Origin of the sequence: Actinoplanes cyaneus (assembly GCF_016862095.1) — a bacterium.
Taxonomy (GTDB): Bacteria; Actinomycetota; Actinomycetes; order Mycobacteriales; family Micromonosporaceae; genus Actinoplanes; species Actinoplanes cyaneus.
The window spans coordinates 56,949-74,044 of the sequence record NZ_BOMH01000033.1 but is presented as its reverse complement, the minus strand read 5'-3'; the positions used below and the strand labels follow the sequence as shown (position 1 = coordinate 74,044).

Here is a 17,096-nt window from a genome sequence, read left to right as displayed (position 1 = left end):
TTATGAGGCACGAATAACGCCCATGAGGACCAGCCGGAACCGCAACCCGCGGCTTGGGCTGAAGCGGCGGCGGGCTCGCGCCGGCGACGGCCACGGGCGTCGGCTCACGGCGTACCCAGGGAATGGCGAAGGCCCGGCACCGAGCGGCGCCGGACCTCCGAGCGGAGCTAGAGAATCGTCCAGGTGTCCCCGGAACCGAGGAGATCGTTGAGCATCTCCTCGGGCGTGCCGGTCGACTGCGACCGTGCGTCGACCAGCTGCTTGCGGACGATCTCGTCGTAGGAGGGCCGCTGCACGTTGCGGAACACCCCGATCGGTGTCGTGTTCAGATCAGAGCCGGAGAGCCGGGACAACGCGAACGCGTAGGCCGGGTCCTCCACCGTCGCGTCGTGGACCAGCGGTGTCCCGCCCTGCTGGACGCGCAGGCCGAAGCTGCCCTCGGGGTGCACGACCGACCACTCGTTCTCCCGTCCGAACGTGATCGGCTGGCCCTGCTCCAGGCGGATCAGGTGCTCGTCGCGGGACCCGGCATCCTTGATCAGGTCGAACGCGCCGTCGTTGAAGATGTTGCAGTTCTGGTAGATCTCGACGAACGCGGAGCCCTCGTGCTCGGCGGCGGCCCGCAGCACCGACTGCAGGTGCTTGCGGTCCGAGTCGATGGTCCGCGCCACGAACGTCGCCTCGGCGCCGAGCGCCAGGGAGAGCGGGTTGAACGGCGAGTCCGCCGACCCGGCCGGCGTCGACTTGGTGATCTTGCCGAGCTCAGAGGTCGGGGAGTACTGCCCCTTGGTCAGGCCGTAGATCCGGTTGTTGAACAGCAGGATCTTCAGGTTGACGTTGCGGCGCAGCGCGTGGATCAGGTGGTTGCCGCCGATCGACAGCGCGTCCCCGTCGCCGGTGACGACCCAGACGCTCAGGTCGGGCCGGGACGCGGAGAGGCCGGTCGCGATCGCCGGTGCGCGGCCGTGGATCGAGTGCATCCCGTACGTGTTCATGTAGTACGGGAAACGGGACGAGCACCCGATCCCGGAGACGAAGACGATGTTCTCCCGCGGGATGCCGAGCTCCGGCATGAAGCCCTGCACGGCGGCGAGGATCGCGTAGTCACCGCAGCCCGGGCACCAGCGAACCTCCTGGTCGGACTTGAAGTCCTTCGCGGTCAGTTTCAGCGGAATCGTGGGGCTAGCCATTCTTGACCACGTCCTCCAACATGCTCTCCAGCGTCGCGGCGGTGAACGGCAGGCCGCTGACCTGGTTGAACGGCACCGCGTCAACCAGATAACGGGCCCGGATCACGTGGGCGAGCTGGCCGAGGTTCATCTCCGGGATGACCACTTTCTCGTACGACTTCAGGACCTCACCGAGGTTGGCCGGCAGGGGCGACAGGTGACGCAGGTGCGCCTGGGCGATCGTCAGGCCCCGCTGCCGCAGCGCCCGGCACGCCGCTCCGATCGGCCCGTACGTCGAACCCCAGCCCAGCACGAGGATGCGGGCGGCCTCCGACGGGTCCTCGACGTCGATGTCCGGGACTCCGATCGCCTCGATGCGGGCGGCTCTCGTCCGTACCATGAAATCGTGGTTCTCCGGGTCGTAGGAGATGTCGCCGGTCTTGTCGGCCTTCTCCAGCCCGCCGATCCGGTGTTCCAGCCCCGGGGTGCCCGGCACCGCCCACGGCCGTGCCATCGTCGCCGGGTCCCGCAGGTAGGGCAGGAACTTGCCGTCGGGTGAGTTCGGCTCGGTCGCGAACGAGACCGACAGGTCGGGCAGTTCGTCGACCGACGGCAGCAGCCACGGCTCGGAGCCGTTGGCCACGTAGTTGTCGGAGAGCAGGATGACCGGCGTCCGGTAGGTCAGGGCGATCCGCGCCGCCTCCAACGCGGCGTGGAAGCAGTCCGACGGGGATTTCGGCGCGACCACGGCCAGCGGCGCCTCGCCGTGCCGGCCGTAGAGCGCCATGTTGAGGTCGGCCTGCTCGGTCTTCGTCGGCATACCGGTCGACGGCCCGGCCCGCTGCACGTCGACGATCACCAGCGGCAGCTCCAGCGCGATGGCCAGGGAGATCGTCTCGCCCTTGAGCGCCACGCCCGGCCCGGAGGTCGTGGTGACCCCCAGCGCCCCACCGTACGCCGCGCCGAGTGCCGCCCCTATCGCCGCGATCTCGTCCTCGGCCTGCATCGTGGTGATGCCGAACCGCTTGTGCTTGGAAAGCTCGTGCAGGATGTCGGAGGCCGGCGTGATCGGGTAGGCGCCCAGGAACAGCGGCAGCTTGGAGCGCACCGCCGCGGCCACCAGCCCGAGCGCGAGAGCCTGGTTGCCGGTGATGTTCCGGTACGTCCCCGGCAGCATCTTGGCCGGCTTGATCTCGTAGCGCACCGAGAACGCCTCGGTGGTCTCGCCGTAGTTCCACCCGGCCCGGAACGCGGTCTTGTTCGCCTCGACCAGCTCCGGCCGCTTGGCGAACTTGCGCTCCAGGAACCGCAGCGTCGACTCGAACGGCCGCGAGTACATCCAGCTGAGCAGGCCGAGCGCGAACATGTTCTTGGCGCGTTCGGCGTCCTTCTTGGCGATGCCGAGGCCGGCCAGCGCGCCGACGGTCATCGAGGTCAGCGCGACCGGATGCACCGAGAACTCGGCGAGCGAGCCGTCCTCCAGGGGATTGCTCGGATAGCCGACCTTGGCGAGGTTGCGCTTGGTGAACTCGTCGGTGTTGACGATCAGATCGGCGCCGGCCGGGAGCTCCGACAGGTTCGCCTTGAGCGCGGCCGGGTTCATGGCGACCAGCACGTTCGGCGAGTCGCCCGGGGTCAGGATGTCGTAGTCGGCGAAATGGACCTGAAAACTCGAGACGCCCGGCAGGGTCCCTGCGGGCGCGCGGATCTCGGCGGGAAAGTTGGGCAGCGTCGAGATGTCGTTGCCCAGCTGCGCGGTCTCCGAGGTGAACCGGTCGCCGGTGAGCTGCATACCGTCTCCGGAGTCCCCGGCGAATCGGATCACCACCCGGTCCAGCTGCTCGACTCGCTTCGCGGGAGCGGCCACGTTTCAACCTCCAAAGAGCGCGGGCGCACGTCGATGAAGCAGGCCCGCACATCGTCAGTTCCACACTACTTCGCCGCTCCTTACGGAGGCGGCCGCGGACCGTTGCCCACAGTAGTCATCCGGCGCTGTCATGAGCTAGTGCTCTTGGGTAGGCTGCCCATTCGTGGAGGGATATCTCGGCTCGTACGCCACGCTCGGGCTGGTGCTCGCGGCCGGGGTTCTGCTGTTCGTGGCCGCCTTCGGAGCGAACCGGCTGCTCCGCCCGGCCCGTCCCGCGGAGCCGGCCGGCAAGCGGATCCCGTACGAGAGCGGCATCGACCCGGTCGGCGGCGATTGGGCGCAGGCACAGATCAGGTACTACGTGTATGCGTACCTTTATGTGCTTTTCGCGGTAGAGGCCGTTTTCCTCTTCCCGTGGGCGGTGATCTTCGATCTCCCCGGATTCGGCGGCGCCGCGATCGCCGAGATGGGTGTCTTCGTGGCTGTGCTGGCGCTGGGCATTCTCTATGCCTGGCGCAAGAAGATCCTGACCTGGACCTGAAAGGGCTTCACGCGGGGGCCGCGGTGCGTCCGGCCCACGAGGAGGCACCTTGCTGGGTGGCGGACTCGCCTACGGAAAGCCGACATGTCAACATCGTGCGCATGAGTCAGCTTCTGCTCTTCATTGTCGTAGCACTGGTCGTCGGGACGATCGTCTTCGGCGTGACCGTCCTTCTGAGCGGGGGCGACTCCGGGCTGACCCCGGTCGAGCCCGACGGCCAGTCGGTGCCGCTGCCCGGTGACCGGCCCTTGGGCGAGGACGACATCGGCAGGACCAGGTTCGACACCGCCTGGCGCGGGTACCGGATGGCTCAGGTCGATCAGGCGCTGCAGCGCGCGGCGTACGACATCGGCTACAAGGGCGAGCTGATCAGCGTGCTGGAGGCCGAGGTGACCGCGTTGCGCGAGGGCCGCACCGAGGACGCCGACGCGCTGCGCGCCGCCCGGGAGGCCGCGGTCGCGCCGACCCAGGCCACGCCGGCCGAGGCGGAGAAGAAGACCGCCGAGGCGGAGAAGATCGGCGAGGACACGGACGGTCCGGTCGCCGAGGTGGCCGAGATCCCGCCGGCCGCCGACGAGGAGCCGGCGGAGAGCCGATGAGCGAGCTTGCGAGCGAATCCATGGGACCAGTGATCATCTCGTCGCGACGCCGGAGCGCAGCGGAGGCGGCGGGATGAGCCCAGCCGGGGGCGCCGACGATGCCGCCCGTCCCGGCTCCGGCGAGTTCACCGCCACGGTGATCGTGAACGCCCCGGCACCGAAGGTCTTCGCGGCGTTCATGAACTGGGAGAAGCAGGGCGAGTGGATCCCGTTCACCCGGGTCCGGGTGGTCGAGGGCGACGGCGGCGAGGGCAGCCTGGTCGAGGCGGTCACCGCGATCGGCCCGGCGGTGCTGCGCGACGAGCTGCGCGTGGTGAAGGTGAACGCGCCGTACGAGGTCCGCGTCGTGCACTGCGGCAAGGTGCTCCGCGGGCCCGGCTCGATGCGCTGCACCGCGATGTCCGGTGACCGCACCCAGGTCGTCCTGCACGAGTGGTTCCACCTGCCGGCCGGCCCGGTCGGCAAGATCGCCTGGCCGGTGCTGTGGCCCGGCTCGAAGCTGGGGTTCACCGGCGCGCTGAAGAAGTTCGGCCGGCTGATCGAGCAGGGGCGTCTCCCGTGACCGGCGATCTGGCGCTCGGCGACGACGGCAAGGCCCGCTGTTCCTGGGGCGGCAGCTCCCCGGAGTACGCGGCGTATCACGACGACGAGTGGGGCAAGCCGGTCCGCGGTGACGACGCGCTGTTCGAGCGGCTCACCCTGGAGGCCTTCCAGTCGGGCCTCTCCTGGATCACCATTCTGCGCAAGCGCCCCGCGTTCCGGGCGGCGTTCGACGACTTCTCCATCGCCAAGGTCGCGGCCTACGACGAGAACGACGCGACCCGGCTGATGGCCGACGCCGGCATCGTGCGGAACCGGATGAAGGTCGACGCGGCGATGCACAACGCCCGGGTCGCCGCCGAGCTGGCCCCCGGCGAGCTCACCGAGCTGCTGTGGTCGTTCGCGCCGGCCAGGCGGCCGCGGCCCGCCGGGATGACGGACGTCCCGGCCGTGACCCCGGAGTCCACGGCGATGGCCAAGACGCTCAAGAAGCGCGGTTTCAAGTTCGTCGGCCCCACCACGGCGTACGCGTTGATGCAGGCCACCGGCATGGTCGACGACCACCTGCTCGGCTGCTGGGTTCCCGTGATTCGATAGGACCATGGCGCAATGGTCAGTGGTCATCCCGTCGGAGCAGTGGGCGACGGAACGGTTGTTCCAGCAGGACGTCGTGGTGGTGCAGGGCGGCCCGGCCGGCGTGTCACCCGGTGACGAGGTGTTGCTGGTCGCCGACGAGCACGTGGTGGCCCTGGCCCGGGTGGAGAAGACCGGTGGTTACCTGGCTCTGGCGTACCTGCGGCGGGCCTTCGACGAGCCGATCCCGGCCGCCGGGCTGACCGGTGGCCCGGTGACCGAGGACGAGTTCCGGCGCTACGCCGACCGGCTCGGCCGGCCCCTGCCGAAGCGGAACTGGCTGGTCAGCGTCGCCATGCCGATCGAGGCGGTGAACCCGGCCGAGGCGGTCCGGCAGTTCTGGTCGCACGTGAACGAGCTGGGCCCGCGGGAACTGCCCACCTACGTCTGGCCGTCCGGCGACGAGCTGGCCATGCAGGCCTTCGTCCTCGGGGCCGAGGCGAACCAGGACCCCGAGGAAGAGGACGAGGAGGAGACGGACTGAGGGTCACCTGCCCTCGTAGACCGGCTTCTGCTTGTTGACGAAGGCGGCCACCGCGTTCCGGTGGTCCGCGGTCGCGCCGCAGATCGACTGCGCCTGCGCCTCGGCGGCCAGCGCGTCGGAGAGCGTCCCCGCGTCCCCGATCGACAGCTCACGCTTGATCGCGCCGTAGGCCACCGTCGGCCCCGCCGCGAGACGCGCGGCCAGCTCCTGGGCGGCCGGCAGCACCTGCTCGTCGTCCTCGACGAGACGGGAGAGCATGCCGATCTCGTACGCCCTCTGAGCCTTCACCGGCTCGGCGAGCAGCAGCAGCTCGACCGCCCTGGCGTGCCCCACGATCCGCGGCAGCGACCAGGAGATGCCGCTGTCACCGGCCAGGGCGACGTTCGCGAACGCCATCAGGAACGACGTCTTCGGGCCACCGATCCGGAAGTCGGCGAGCAGCGCCAGCGAGGCGCCCGCGCCGGCCGCCATCCCGCGCACCGCGGCGACCACCGGTTTCGGCATGCTGGCCAGCCGCTGGGCGATCGGGTTGTAGTGCACCCGGACGGTGTCCAGGTCGGTGCTCTTCTCCAGCAGCGCCGCGTGCTCGCGCAGGTCCTGCCCGCCGCAGAACGCGTTCCCGGCGCCGGCCAGCACGATCGCCCGGCAGGACCGGTCGGTCTCCAGCTGGGTCAGGGTGTCCCGGAGGGCCTCCTTCAGGTCCACGGTGAAGGAGTTCATCGCCTCGGGCCGGTTCAGGGTCAGTGTGACGACCGCGTCAGTGCGGTCGACGAGGAGCACGTCGGTCATGGGGCGAATCTACCGTTGCCGCGCCCGCCCGGCCCTCGCCTGCGTCAGCTGGGCATCGCAGCCGGCGGTGGGCGAGCGCGGGTCAGGCCGGCTCGCCGTGATTCCGGCCGTTGCGCAGGCACCGTTCGACGTAGCGATCGGCCGCTGGGCGCAACCGGGCGGCGTGCTTGTCGAAGAAGGCCGCCGCGCGCAGCCCCGGCCAGCCTGGCGGCAACAGGGCCGCGGGCAGCTGAGGGTCCTGGAAGAGGAACGAGCGCCACGCGTGCACCAGGCGGAACCTGGCCGCGTACGCCTCCTCGTCCGAGCTGCGTGCGGTGACCGCCTTGACCACGGGGCGCAGCTCGTCCTCGAACTCCTGGTACGACCGCCCGATCCGGCCGAGGTCCCAGGCCCGCCCGACGATGCCGCTCGCTCCCGCCGAGCCGGCCGTGTGGGCGGCGCTGAACCGGTCGTACCCCGCCTCGGCCTCCTGCAGCACCGCCTCCAGCTCGTCCGACGCCCGCGGGGCGACCCACACCTGATCGCTGAGCGCGCCGTAGCCGAGAAACGCCAGCCGTTCCGCCTCCCGCCGGGCCAGCGGCGGCTGGTGCAACATGATCAGGTCGAACCGTCCGTCCCAGCCGCCACGACCGGTTCGGTACACCCGCGCGGCGGCCTCGTCCAGGCGGCGCGCCGCCTTGGGAGTGAGCAGATAGCCCGCTCCGGAGGCCAGGCGCAGCGGATGCAGCCAGCCTTGTCGCACCATTCGCGACACCGCTGTGCGGACTGCCGGGGCCGCGATGTCGAGCGGAGCGAGCAGCCGTACGAGGGCCGCGACGGGTGCCCGGGAGCCCCTGGTACGCAGGTAGTCGCCGTACAGGTCGAAGAGTGCGGACCGCGCCTGCATGACCGCACATTGTGACAGCCCAAAAGACGTTATGCTAGATGCTGTCACATCCGCCCGGGCTGGGTTTGGGTTCGCCGGTGTTCATCAGGGAAAATGTTTGATCGGCACGGTGGGCCGCAACGCGTGAAAGCGTGAAACGGCCTGTACGGCCGCCGGTCGGAAACGAGCACCGCGTCATGTGGGGCTGAGCACGTGACGTGGCTGCTGGCATTCCAGGAGCAAGTGGCTGTGGGGCAACCCACCGACCCTGACGTAGGTCTGAGGGGAGACAAGATGGCGGCGATGAAGCCGCGGACGGGCGATGGTCCGCTGGAGGTCACCAAGGAGGGGCGTGGCATCGTCATGCGCGTCCCGCTGGAAGGTGGTGGCCGTCTCGTCGTGGAGATGACCCCGGACGAGGCCAGCGCGCTGGGTGACGCGTTGAAGTCGATCGCCGGCTGACGTTTCACGCGAGCCCGCCGGTACGGTACCGCCCGTACCGGCGGGCTTTCCACGTCTTACGGAAAGGTCATCCTCCCGTGTTCTCGATCGGATTGACGCAAGCGCTCGACGAGGCGCACACCTGGGTCGTTCCCGCTGGTGGGACCCTGCCCGGCGAGGTCGGGGCGGAGATCGCCGCGCTCGACGCGAAGCCCGGCGAGGTCGTCGTCCTGCCACGTCCGCTGCGCCGTCCGAGCCGCGTGCTCCTGGCCGGCGTCGAGGACGGTGACGAGGCAGCCTGGCGCACCACCGGCGCCGCGATCGTCCGGGCCCTGCAGGACGACGAGCACGCCCAGATCGTGATCCCCCCGGGGATCTCCGAGGACGCTGTGCGCGGCCTCGCCGAGGGCCTCTGGCTGGCCGGCTACCGCTATCGCGACGCGCCCAAGCCACGCCGATCCGGGCCTCTGGAGATCAACACCGCCGATCCTTCGCGGTACGTCGATGTCCTCGCCCGGGCGCACGCGACAGCGGCCGCCGCCTGGCTGGCGCGCGACCTCACCAACACCCCGGCGTCGGTGAAGAACCCGGCGTGGTTCGCGGACCAGGTCGTCGCCGAGGCCGCGACCCGTCCGGGCGTGACCGTGACGGTGCTCGCCGGCGACCAGCTCGAACGCTTCGGCGGCCTGCGGGCGGTCGGCGCCGGTTCGGTCTCGCCGCCACGCTTCGTCGAGCTCTCCTGGACGCCGCCCGGAGTGGCGTCGCCGCGGCACGTGGTGCTGGTCGGCAAGGGCATCACGTTCGACACGGGCGGCATCTCGATCAAGCCGCGCGACGCCATGAAGCTGATGAAGAAGGACATGGGCGGGGCGGCCGCCGTCATCGCCGCCACCCTCGCCGCCGCGGACCTCCGACTGCCGGTCCGGATCACCGCGCTCACCCCGCTCGCCGAGAACGCGATCAGCGGGTCGGCGTTCCGTCCCGGTGACGTGATTACCCACTACGACGGGTCGACCAGCGAGAACACGAACTCCGACGCCGAGGGCCGGATCGTGCTGGCCGACGCGCTCGCCTACGCGGCCGAGCGTCTCCAGCCCGACCTGGTGCTCAACCTGGCGACGCTGACCGGGGCGAACGCTGTCGCGCTCGGCAAGCGCACCGCCGCCCTCTACAGCCCCGACGACGACCTCGCCACGGCGCTCGCCGCGGCCGGTGACGCGGCCGGCGAGCGGATGTGGCGGCTGCCGCTGCCCGGTGACTACGTCGAGTACCTGCGCAGCGACATCGCCGACCGGATCAGCGCCCCGCAGGGCCCCGGTTCGGTCATGGCCGCCCTGTTCCTGCGCGACTTCTTCGGCGACACCACCTGGGCCCACCTGGACATGTCCGCCCCCTCGTGGGCCGAGGCCCCCGACGCCGAACTCACCAAGGGAGCCACGGGCTGGGGAGCCCGCTTCCTGATCCGCTACTTGTCGTCATTGCCCTAGCACCAAAGGGGCGCAGTGCCCGCCGAGCGAAGCGAGGCCATCAGGCACAGCCCGACTTCAACCCCGTTTGACCGCCGTCAACAGCCCAGCGCCGGACGAGATCACCGCCGGGATCCACTCCTCGGACTCGCGGATCGCCTTCACCGTCTCGCGCACGGTGAGCGTGTCCACGTCGCGGGCGGACGGGTCGTTGATCCGGCCGTTCGCGTGGACCCCGTTCACGATGAGCACGCCGCCGGGCCGCAGCAGTCGCAGGGCCGCGTCGGTGCACGCCGCGAACTCGGTCGTGTCGGCGTCCACGAAGATCAGGTCATACGCCCCGTCGGCGAGGCGGGGCAGCACGTCCAGCGAGCGGCCGCTGATGATCCGGGTGCGCGACGGCGCGAAGCCGGCCTCGACGAACACCCGCCGGGCGATCCGCTGGTGCTCGTGCTCGACGTCGATGGTGGTCAGCACCCCGTCCGGGCGCATGCCGCGGAGCAGCCAGATGCCGCTCACGCCGGTGCCGGTGCCGATCTCGACGACCGCTTTGGCGTTGCCGGCGGCGGCCAGCAGGCGCAGGACCGAGCCGGCGCCGGGGGAGACGCACGGCAGCCCGAGCTCGTGGGCGAGGGAGCGGGCCGTCTGCAGGATCGGATCCTCGGCCGCATACGTCTCGGCGAACGGCATGGAGTGGCCCGGTTGCTGGCCGAAGGAGCGGGCGGCGGGACCGATGATGACGAACCTCCGTGCTGCGCGAGGGGCGACGTGCGTGGCGTCCGACCCGTCCCCGCGGGATCACCCGGCGAAACAGACCCGACCACGCACATCGGATAAGAGAGTAGAGCGACCATCACCCGTGATGCACGGTGCCGTCGATGCATAAACGGGCCACTCGTCGCGGCAGGGCTTCGGCTGGACGGCGCGACACTCCGAATCCGTGTCATCCTGGATGCGCGAGGCGGGCGAACGACGACTGGAGGCCCTGACGTGACCGACGGCGGGAACTGGCGCCGGCCACCCACGGCGTCGTCTGTGCCCGGCGGGCACCAGCCGCCGCCCGGGTCACCCTGGTGGACCGATGCGCTCAACGATCCGTGGCGCGACCCACACGCCCCGTCCGCGGTGGTGCTTCCCGCGCCGGCGCCGACCGGCGGCCCCGTTCTCGATCCCGTTCCGGATCCGGACGCGCCGCGCCGGTCGTACACCCCAGTTCTTCTGATCTGCCTGCTCACCGCCCTTCTGGCGGGTGGCATCGGCGGGACGCTCGGCTTCGTCTTCGCGGTCCGCGGGGGCTATGTCGGCGGCCCCGGCACGCAGCTCGGCGCGGCCGGGCAGCAGACGCCGGCCACCGTGAGCCGCGACCCGGAGTCGTTCGCCGGGATCACGCAAAAGGTGCAGCCCAGCGTCGTGACCGTGCACGTGACGGGCGCGATCGGCTCCGGTTTCGTGGTCTCCGCGGACGGTTACGTGATCACCAACGACCACGTGGTGGACGGCGCCGGCGACACGATGAGCGTCTCGTTCAGCGACGGTTCGACCGCCCCGGCCACGCTCGTCGGCCGCGCGCAGGAGTCGGACATCGCGGTGATCAAAGTCGCAAAATCCAATCTGCCCGCGATCGAGTTCGGCGATTCCGACGCGATTGCCGTCGGTGACCCGGTGCTCGCGTTCGGTTCCCCGCTCGCGCTGGAGAACACCGTGACCGCCGGCATCGTCAGCGCGCTGGACCGCACGATCGAGGCCGGCGAGTCCGGCGGCGCCACGCGGTACTACGCAGCCATCCAGACCGACGCCGCGGTCAACCAGGGCAACTCCGGTGGCCCGCTGGTGAACGCGGCCGGCCAGGTCATCGGGGTGAACTCGGTGATCCGTTCGGTCGGCGGCGCGGACACCGAGGCCGGCAACATCGGTCTCGCCTTCGCCATCCCGATCAACCAGGCCAAGCGCATCGCGCAGGACATCATCGACACCGGCAAGGCCCGGCGCACGGTGATCGGCGCCGAGGTCACCACCGGCGGCAGCAGCGCGTCCGGCGCCCGGCTGCGCTCGGTCGAGCCGGCCGGCCCCGCCGCCGCGGCCGGGCTGAAGGCCGGTGACGTGCTCACCAAGATCGACGGGCATCCGCTGCAGGACGGCACCGACCTGATCGCCCTGGTCCGTAAATACGCGCCGGGCGCGGTCGTCGCGGTGGAGTACAAGCGCGGCACCAAGACCGCGTCCGCCTCCGTGACGCTCGCGGCGGACACGAACTAGGACTCACAAAAGAGGCCACCTCACAGCGCTGTGGGGTGTTCGCGGAGAGCGTCCGTGCGTACGCTTGCTCCCGGACGCTTGGGAGGCCGTCAGTGTTCGAGAATCTGAACTGGTGGGAGATCGGCGCGCTGCTGCTGCTCGCGTTGCTGATCTTCGGGGAGCGCCTGCCGAAAGTCATCGGCGACGGCCTGCGCATGGTGCGCGGCCTGCGCGCCATGGCGCAGAACGCGACCTCTGACCTGAGCCGTGAGCTGGGCACCGACATCCAGCTGGAGGATTTGCATCCGAAGGCGTTCATCCGTAAGCACATCCTCAGCGAGGACGAGGAGCAGTCGCTGCGCAAGCCGCTGCAGAGCCTCTTCGACGACGTGAAGCAGGATCTGAACGGGGTGAAGGGCGACCTCGACGGCGTCAAGTCACACCTGAACGAGACGGCGGCCGACCTCAAGGGCGCGGCGTCCCGGAGGCCGGCGGCAGCCCCGGCCGAGCCCGCCCCGCAGGCGGTGCGCCCGGCCCAGCGTTTCGACCTCGACGCGACCTAGAACAACGCAGGGCTTCTCCCGGCGTGGCCGGCCGATGCCCCGAAGACAGAAGGCGTGCCGCTCATCCGAGGCGGCACGCCTTTCGTGCTTCCGTGCCGCTCACCGAGCGGCAGGTGTTTCCGTGCCGCTCCCCGAGCGGCAGGTGTTCCGTGCCGCTCAGCGGGCGGCAGGCGTTTCCGAGCCGGAATCGCCTCCCACCTCAGCGGCCGTCAGCCGGATCGCTGCGAAGTCGGTTACTTGGTGGTGACCATGAGGCCGAGAGGCTTGCCGACCAGGGACTCGCGGCGGACCGCCAGCTTGTCGGCCACCGCGTCCAGCGCCTTCGCCGCCGGCGCCTCAGGGTCCGCCAGCACGATCGGGTTGCCGGCGTCGCCCGCCTCCCGCACCCGGGTGTCCAGCGGGATCTGCCCGAGCAGCGGCACCCGCGCGCCCACCGTCTGGGTCAGCGACTCGGCCACGGTCTGACCGCCGCCGGCGCCGAAGACCTCCATGCGCGACCCGTCCGGCAGCTCCAGCCAGGACATGTTCTCCACGACGCCGACCAGGCGCTGGTGGGTCTGCAGCGCGATCGCGCCGGCCCGCTCGGCCACCTCGGCGGCCGCCATCTGCGGGGTGGTGACGACCAGGATCTCCGCGTTCGGCAGGAGCTGCGCGAGGGAGATCGCCACGTCGCCGGTGCCCGGGGGCAGGTCGAGCAGCAGCACGTCCAGGTCGCCCCAGTAGACGTCGGCGAGGAACTGCTGCAGCGCGCGGTGCAGCATCGGGCCGCGCCACACCACCGCGGCGTTCCCGGCGGTGAACATGCCGATCGAGATGACCTTCACCCCGTGCGACTGCGGCGGCATGATCATGTCCTCGACGCGGGTGGGCCGGGCCTCGACGCCGAGCATCCGCGGCACCGAGTGGCCGTAGATGTCCGCGTCGACCACCCCGACGGACAGTCCCCGCTTGGCGAGCGCGGCGGCCAGGTTCACCGTCACGCTGGACTTGCCGACGCCGCCCTTGCCGCTGGCAACCGCGTACACCCTGGTCCGGGAGCCGGGCTGGGCGAACGGGATGACCGGCTCCGCCGTACCCCCGCCGCGCAGCGTCGTCTGCAACGCCTTGCGCTGTTCCTCGTTCATCACGCCGAAGTTGATCTCGGCGCCGGTGATCCCCGGGATCTTCGTGACCGCGGCGGTGATGTCGGAGGTCAGCTTGTCCCGCAGGGGGCAGCCGGCGACGGTGAGCAGCAGGTCGACCTTGACCAGACCGTCCTGCACGGTGAAGCCCTGGACCATGCCGAGGTCGGTGATCGGGCGGCGGATCTCGGGGTCGTCGACGGTCGCCAGAGCAGCCTGGACGGCGCCCTCGAGGGTGGAAGCGGGTGCGGACATGCTGCCCATGCTACGTCGAGGTCAGGAGTGCTCCTCGTCCCACTCCATACGGGCGCGCTTCTCCCGCCGGAGCGCCGCATCGTCCAGCTCGCCGGCCAGCCGGGCCAGCTCGGAGCGAAGGAAATCCCTGGTGGCGACCTCGCCGAGCGCGATCCGCAGGGAGGCGATCTCCCGGGTCAGGAATTCCGTGTCGGCCTTCTGCAGGGTGGCCCGGCGTCGATCCTCTTCCATGGTCAGGCGGTCCCGGTCGGCCTGCCGGTTCTGCGCCAGCAGGATCAGCGGCGCGGCGTAGGACGCCTGCAGCGACAGGATCAGGGTGAGGAACGTGAACGTGTACGGGTCGAACCGCAGCCGCTCCGGCGCCAGCGTGTTCCAGGCGAACCAGGCCCCGATCACGATCGTCATGTAGACGATGAACTTGGCCGTCCCCATGTACCGCGCGATGCTCTCCGACCAGCGACCGAACGCCTCCGGATCGAATCTCGGCAGGTGCATCCGCCCCGGCTCGCGCGGCTGGTCCAGACGATCCCGCCGGGGCTCAGTCATGCCGGCCCCCCGCCGCGCTCCGCGCCGTCAGGACGGATCTCCCTCGGCCGCTCATGGGATCTCCTCGTCGTCGTGGGCGTCGCGATCCCGCCAGTCCCGGGGCAGCGAGTGGTCCAGCAGGTCGTCGACGGTCACCGCGCCGACCAGCCGGTTCGTGCTGTCGACCACCGGCATCGCGACCATGTCGTACGTCGCCATCCGGCGGGTGATCTCGGGCAGCCCGATGTCCGGTCGCAGCGGCTCGATGTCGCTGTCCACCAGCCCGCCCACGATCGAGGCCGGCGGCTCCCGGAGCAGCCGCTGGAAGTGGACCATGCCCAGATACTTCCCGGTCGGGGTGGCGCTCGGCGCGCGAGCCACGAACACCTGTGCGGCCACCACCGGGGACAGCTCCGGCTCACGGATCCGGGCCAGCGCCTCGGCGACCGTCGCGTCCGGGGTGAGGATCACCGGCTCCGACGTCATCACACTGCCCGCGGTGCCCGGGCGGTAGTGCATCAGCTGGCGGACCGGCGCGGCCTCCTCCGGCTCCATCAGGTCCAGCAGCACCGCCTGTTCCGCCTTGGGCAGCTCGGCGAGCAGGTCCGCGGCGTCGTCCGGATCCATCCGCTCGAGCACGTCGGCGGCCCGCTCCCGGTCCAGCCGGGCCAGGATCTCCACCTGGTCGTGCTCGGGCAGTTCCTCCAGCACATCGGCAAGCTTCCGGTCGCTCAGCGCGGTGGCCACCTCGTTGCGGCGCGCGTCCGGCAGGTCCTGCAGTGCGTTCGCCATGTCCGCCGGGCGCATCTGCTCCAGCAGCGCCAGCAGGTTCGACGTGCCCTGCGTGTCGGTCGGGCCGACCAGGTTGCGCACCCGGTCGTACTCCACCTGGTAGATGTGGCCCCGCCGGGCCAGCCGCCCGGTGTGCTCGCGGACCGCGAGGCGGGTCACCACCCACTCGGTGTTGCGGTTCAGCTCCATGCCGATGTCCACGACGATGGCGTCGTTCGCCTCACCGCCCTCCTGCTCCGGATCGACGGTGACCCGGCGATCCAGCAGATCCTCCAGGACGAGCAGCTCGTTCGGCCGTTTCTCGAACCGGCGCAGATTCAGCGACCCGGTGCCGAGCACCACCGACTCGGCGTCCATCCCGGTGATCCGGCCGATCGGCAGGAAGATGCGGCGGCGCAGCGCCATCTCCGCCACCAGGCCGACCACCTGCGGCGGGCGGTTCGTGGTGCGCAGCCTGACCACCGCGTCACGCACCCGCCCGACCCGGTCGCCGTTGGGGTCGAACACCGGCAGGCCGGCCAGGCGGGCCAGATAAACCCTCGTCCCCATGGTCACAGCCCAACATTAGGTTAGGGTCCGGACATGTCCACCGTGGCCTACGAGATCGTCGACGTGTTCACGGACCGTCCCTTCGCCGGCAACCCACTCGCCGTGGTCCTCGGCGCCGACCATCTGGACACCGCCCAGATGCAGACGCTGGCCCGCGAGTTCAACCTGGCCGAGACCACGTTCGTGCTGCCGCCCACCGACCCCGCGGCGACGTACCGGATAAGGATCTTCACGGCCTCCGCCGAGCTGCCGTTCGCCGGCCACCCCAGCGTCGGCACCGCGGTGACCCTGATGCGGCGGGGCCTGTTCGGGCCCGGGCCGGTGGTGCAGGAATGCGCCGCGGGGCTGCTGCCCCTCGACGTGACCGCCGCGGGCTCGGCAACCCTCACCGGCGCCACGCCCCGGCTCGGCGATCCGATCCCGCTCGGCGCGCTGCTCGAGATCACCGGCCTGACGGCCGACGACGCCGCTGGTGGAGACCTGGCCACGCCACGCACGGCAGGCTGCGGTCTCGATTGGGACTTCTTCGCCGTACGGCGTTCTGCCCTCGCCGCCGTCCAGCTCGACCATCAGGCAGCCGCCCGGCACGGAGTGACCGGCCTCTGCATCTTCACCTGGGAGGACGGGGTGGCCCACGCGCGCGTCTTCGTCCCCGGCGACGCGGTCTGGGAGGACCCGGCAACCGGCTCGGCGGCGCTGGGCCTCGGCGTGTGGCTGGTCGCGGCCGGCTGGCTCCCCGCCGACGGCACCTCGTCGTTCCGCGTCCACCAGGGCGTCGAGATGAAACGCCCGTCGGTGCTGGACTGCACGGTCACCGCGACAGCGGGCGCCGCCACGTCCGCCACGGTGACGGGCCACGTCTACCCGGTCGCCAGCGGCAAGATCGCCGTCCCACCGTTCATCGGCTGATCAGTCCCAAGGACCACCGGAACCACCGACTTCCCACCCACCACCGAGTCCCCACCCGCCACTGGGGGGCCTGCCCAATGCCATTGTCGCGGGGAGGGGGCCCGGCACGCTGAAGCCCTGTGGACAACCCAGGAATGTGGACAACTTCCAGCTGATCGACAACGCGGCTGTGCCTCGCGCGGCCCGGCCCGCTCAGGTCAGCGGCGGGTGACCTTGTGCAGTCGGAACGGCTTGCGCGTCTCGACCCGGGCCGGCGTCTCCCGCGGCGGCGCCGCTCCCGTGTCGTCACCCAGCGCCGCCCCGGCGACCAGCGTCTCCTCGGCCGGCGTGATCCGCAGCAGCGCGCAGTCCGAAGCGGCCCAGCGCGCCACGAGCTCGTCCGCGCTGCCCGGAGCGTTGAGGCGTTTCCCGGCGAGTTGCGGGGCGAGTTCCGCCCACTCCGCCCCGTTCGGGTCGAGGCGGGTGACGACGGCCCCGGTCGTCACGATCAGGCCACCGTGGTCGCCGCGCAGCCGGACCGTGGCCTGCCGGGCCTCGGCCAGGCCGGGCGCGAACTGTTCGCCGGGCCCGGTGATCACGGCCAGCGACGTGTCCACCGGCATGCACCAGAGTGCGTACGCCGGGCCGTCGTCCACCGAGATCCAGGCGACGGCCGCCTTCTTGATCGCCTCGTCCAGCACACCGGTCACGTCAGTGATGGTAGGCCGCTTCTCCTGGTTCGCGCTCCGCCCTCGACCGGCTTTCCCGACTCGA

The 17,096-nt window shown here is 70.8% G+C and carries 19 protein-coding genes; 10 read left to right on the top strand and 9 right to left on the bottom strand.

Annotation, left to right across the window (positions count from 1 at the left end):
• Nucleotides 1-167 precede the first annotated feature (167 nt).
• Both Acy02nite_RS21495 and Acy02nite_RS21490 read right to left on the bottom strand, forming a co-directional pair.
• Entirely contained in the window at nucleotides 168-1,190 is a 1,023-nt protein-coding gene (locus tag Acy02nite_RS21495) for a 2-oxoacid:ferredoxin oxidoreductase subunit beta (protein WP_203743220.1), read from the bottom strand.
• Nucleotides 1,183-3,036, bottom strand: a complete 1,854-nt coding sequence (locus Acy02nite_RS21490) for a 2-oxoacid:acceptor oxidoreductase subunit alpha (protein ID WP_203743218.1) — start codon at nucleotides 3,034-3,036, stop codon at nucleotides 1,183-1,185. The genes Acy02nite_RS21495 and Acy02nite_RS21490 overlap by 8 nt, the downstream gene beginning before the upstream one ends.
• A 163-nt stretch (nucleotides 3,037-3,199) precedes the next feature.
• Between Acy02nite_RS21490 and ndhC the strand changes: the two genes are divergently transcribed.
• The 5 genes from ndhC to Acy02nite_RS21465 all read left to right on the top strand — a co-directional run bounded on the left by ndhC (nucleotide 3,200) and on the right by Acy02nite_RS21465 (nucleotide 5,833).
• Complete coding sequence (gene ndhC, locus Acy02nite_RS21485) at nucleotides 3,200-3,577, top strand: NADH-quinone oxidoreductase subunit A (protein WP_203743216.1); 378 nt, start codon at nucleotides 3,200-3,202, stop codon at nucleotides 3,575-3,577.
• 101 nt (nucleotides 3,578-3,678) lie between these two features.
• Nucleotides 3,679-4,176: a DivIVA domain-containing protein gene (locus tag Acy02nite_RS21480; protein ID WP_203743214.1), complete on the top strand. Its 498-nt coding sequence runs from the start codon at nucleotides 3,679-3,681 to the stop codon at nucleotides 4,174-4,176.
• Nucleotides 4,177-4,249: 73 nt separating this feature from the next.
• The gene (locus Acy02nite_RS21475) at nucleotides 4,250-4,738 is read left to right on the top strand and encodes an SRPBCC family protein (RefSeq protein WP_203743213.1); all 489 of its coding nucleotides are present in this window, start codon (nucleotides 4,250-4,252) and stop codon (nucleotides 4,736-4,738) included.
• Nucleotides 4,735-5,313, top strand: coding sequence for a DNA-3-methyladenine glycosylase I (locus Acy02nite_RS21470; RefSeq protein ID WP_239175063.1), 579 nt, complete (start codon nucleotides 4,735-4,737; stop codon nucleotides 5,311-5,313). The genes Acy02nite_RS21475 and Acy02nite_RS21470 overlap by 4 nt, the downstream gene beginning before the upstream one ends.
• Nucleotides 5,314-5,317: 4 nt before the next feature.
• Nucleotides 5,318-5,833: a hypothetical protein gene (locus Acy02nite_RS21465; RefSeq protein ID WP_203743211.1), complete on the top strand. Its 516-nt coding sequence runs from the start codon at nucleotides 5,318-5,320 to the stop codon at nucleotides 5,831-5,833.
• Between the two features lie 3 nt (nucleotides 5,834-5,836).
• On the opposite strand, the gene Acy02nite_RS21460 is transcribed toward Acy02nite_RS21465, so the two are convergent.
• Nucleotides 5,837-6,622 carry an enoyl-CoA hydratase-related protein gene (locus Acy02nite_RS21460; RefSeq protein WP_203743209.1) on the bottom strand — a complete coding sequence of 262 codons (786 nt, stop codon included), beginning with the start codon at nucleotides 6,620-6,622 and terminating at the stop codon, nucleotides 5,837-5,839.
• An 82-nt stretch (nucleotides 6,623-6,704) separates the two neighbouring features.
• The gene (locus Acy02nite_RS21455; RefSeq protein ID WP_203743207.1) at nucleotides 6,705-7,508 is read right to left on the bottom strand and encodes a PaaX family transcriptional regulator; all 804 of its coding nucleotides are present in this window, start codon (nucleotides 7,506-7,508) and stop codon (nucleotides 6,705-6,707) included.
• Nucleotides 7,509-7,781: 273 nt separating this feature from the next.
• Between Acy02nite_RS21455 and Acy02nite_RS21450 the strand changes: the two genes are divergently transcribed.
• Both Acy02nite_RS21450 and Acy02nite_RS21445 read left to right on the top strand, forming a co-directional pair.
• Nucleotides 7,782-7,949, top strand: a complete 168-nt coding sequence (locus tag Acy02nite_RS21450; protein WP_014694782.1) for a DUF3117 domain-containing protein — start codon at nucleotides 7,782-7,784, stop codon at nucleotides 7,947-7,949.
• Between the two features lie 77 nt (nucleotides 7,950-8,026).
• Nucleotides 8,027-9,415 (top strand): leucyl aminopeptidase family protein, encoded by a 1,389-nt coding sequence (locus tag Acy02nite_RS21445; RefSeq protein WP_203743205.1) that lies wholly within the window; start codon nucleotides 8,027-8,029, stop codon nucleotides 9,413-9,415.
• A 57-nt stretch (nucleotides 9,416-9,472) separates the two neighbouring features.
• Here the strand turns inward: Acy02nite_RS21445 and Acy02nite_RS21440 are convergent, their stop codons facing one another.
• Entirely contained in the window at nucleotides 9,473-10,084 is a 612-nt protein-coding gene (locus Acy02nite_RS21440) for an O-methyltransferase (RefSeq protein WP_203743203.1), read from the bottom strand.
• Nucleotides 10,085-10,384: 300 nt separating this feature from the next.
• Here Acy02nite_RS21440 and Acy02nite_RS21435 point away from each other — a divergent pair, with 300 nt between their 5' ends.
• Nucleotides 10,385-11,650, top strand: coding sequence for a S1C family serine protease (locus tag Acy02nite_RS21435; RefSeq protein ID WP_203743201.1), 1,266 nt, complete (start codon nucleotides 10,385-10,387; stop codon nucleotides 11,648-11,650).
• Nucleotides 11,651-11,742: 92 nt separating this feature from the next.
• Nucleotides 11,743-12,192, top strand: a complete 450-nt coding sequence (locus Acy02nite_RS21430; protein WP_203743199.1) for a twin-arginine translocase TatA/TatE family subunit — start codon at nucleotides 11,743-11,745, stop codon at nucleotides 12,190-12,192.
• 233 nt (nucleotides 12,193-12,425) lie between these two features.
• On the opposite strand, the gene Acy02nite_RS21425 is transcribed toward Acy02nite_RS21430, so the two are convergent.
• The 3 genes from Acy02nite_RS21425 to Acy02nite_RS21415 are packed head-to-tail and all read right to left on the bottom strand — an operon-like array spanning nucleotide 12,426 to nucleotide 15,440.
• Complete coding sequence (locus Acy02nite_RS21425) at nucleotides 12,426-13,568, bottom strand: Mrp/NBP35 family ATP-binding protein (protein WP_203743197.1); 1,143 nt, start codon at nucleotides 13,566-13,568, stop codon at nucleotides 12,426-12,428.
• Between the two features lie 21 nt (nucleotides 13,569-13,589).
• Nucleotides 13,590-14,114 (bottom strand): DUF1003 domain-containing protein, encoded by a 525-nt coding sequence (locus Acy02nite_RS21420; RefSeq protein ID WP_203743195.1) that lies wholly within the window; start codon nucleotides 14,112-14,114, stop codon nucleotides 13,590-13,592.
• A 51-nt stretch (nucleotides 14,115-14,165) separates the two neighbouring features.
• Nucleotides 14,166-15,440 carry a magnesium transporter MgtE N-terminal domain-containing protein gene (locus tag Acy02nite_RS21415; protein WP_203743193.1) on the bottom strand — a complete coding sequence of 425 codons (1,275 nt, stop codon included), beginning with the start codon at nucleotides 15,438-15,440 and terminating at the stop codon, nucleotides 14,166-14,168.
• A gap of 27 nt (nucleotides 15,441-15,467) precedes the next feature.
• Here Acy02nite_RS21415 and Acy02nite_RS21410 point away from each other — a divergent pair, with 27 nt between their 5' ends.
• Nucleotides 15,468-16,343, top strand: a complete 876-nt coding sequence (locus tag Acy02nite_RS21410; RefSeq protein ID WP_203743191.1) for a PhzF family phenazine biosynthesis protein — start codon at nucleotides 15,468-15,470, stop codon at nucleotides 16,341-16,343.
• A gap of 197 nt (nucleotides 16,344-16,540) precedes the next feature.
• Here Acy02nite_RS21410 and Acy02nite_RS21405 read toward each other — a convergent pair whose 3' ends face one another.
• A complete protein-coding gene (locus Acy02nite_RS21405; RefSeq protein WP_203743442.1) occupies nucleotides 16,541-17,041 on the bottom strand; it encodes a hypothetical protein in 501 nt (166 codons plus the stop codon).
• Between the last annotated feature and the right edge of the window lie 55 nt (nucleotides 17,042-17,096).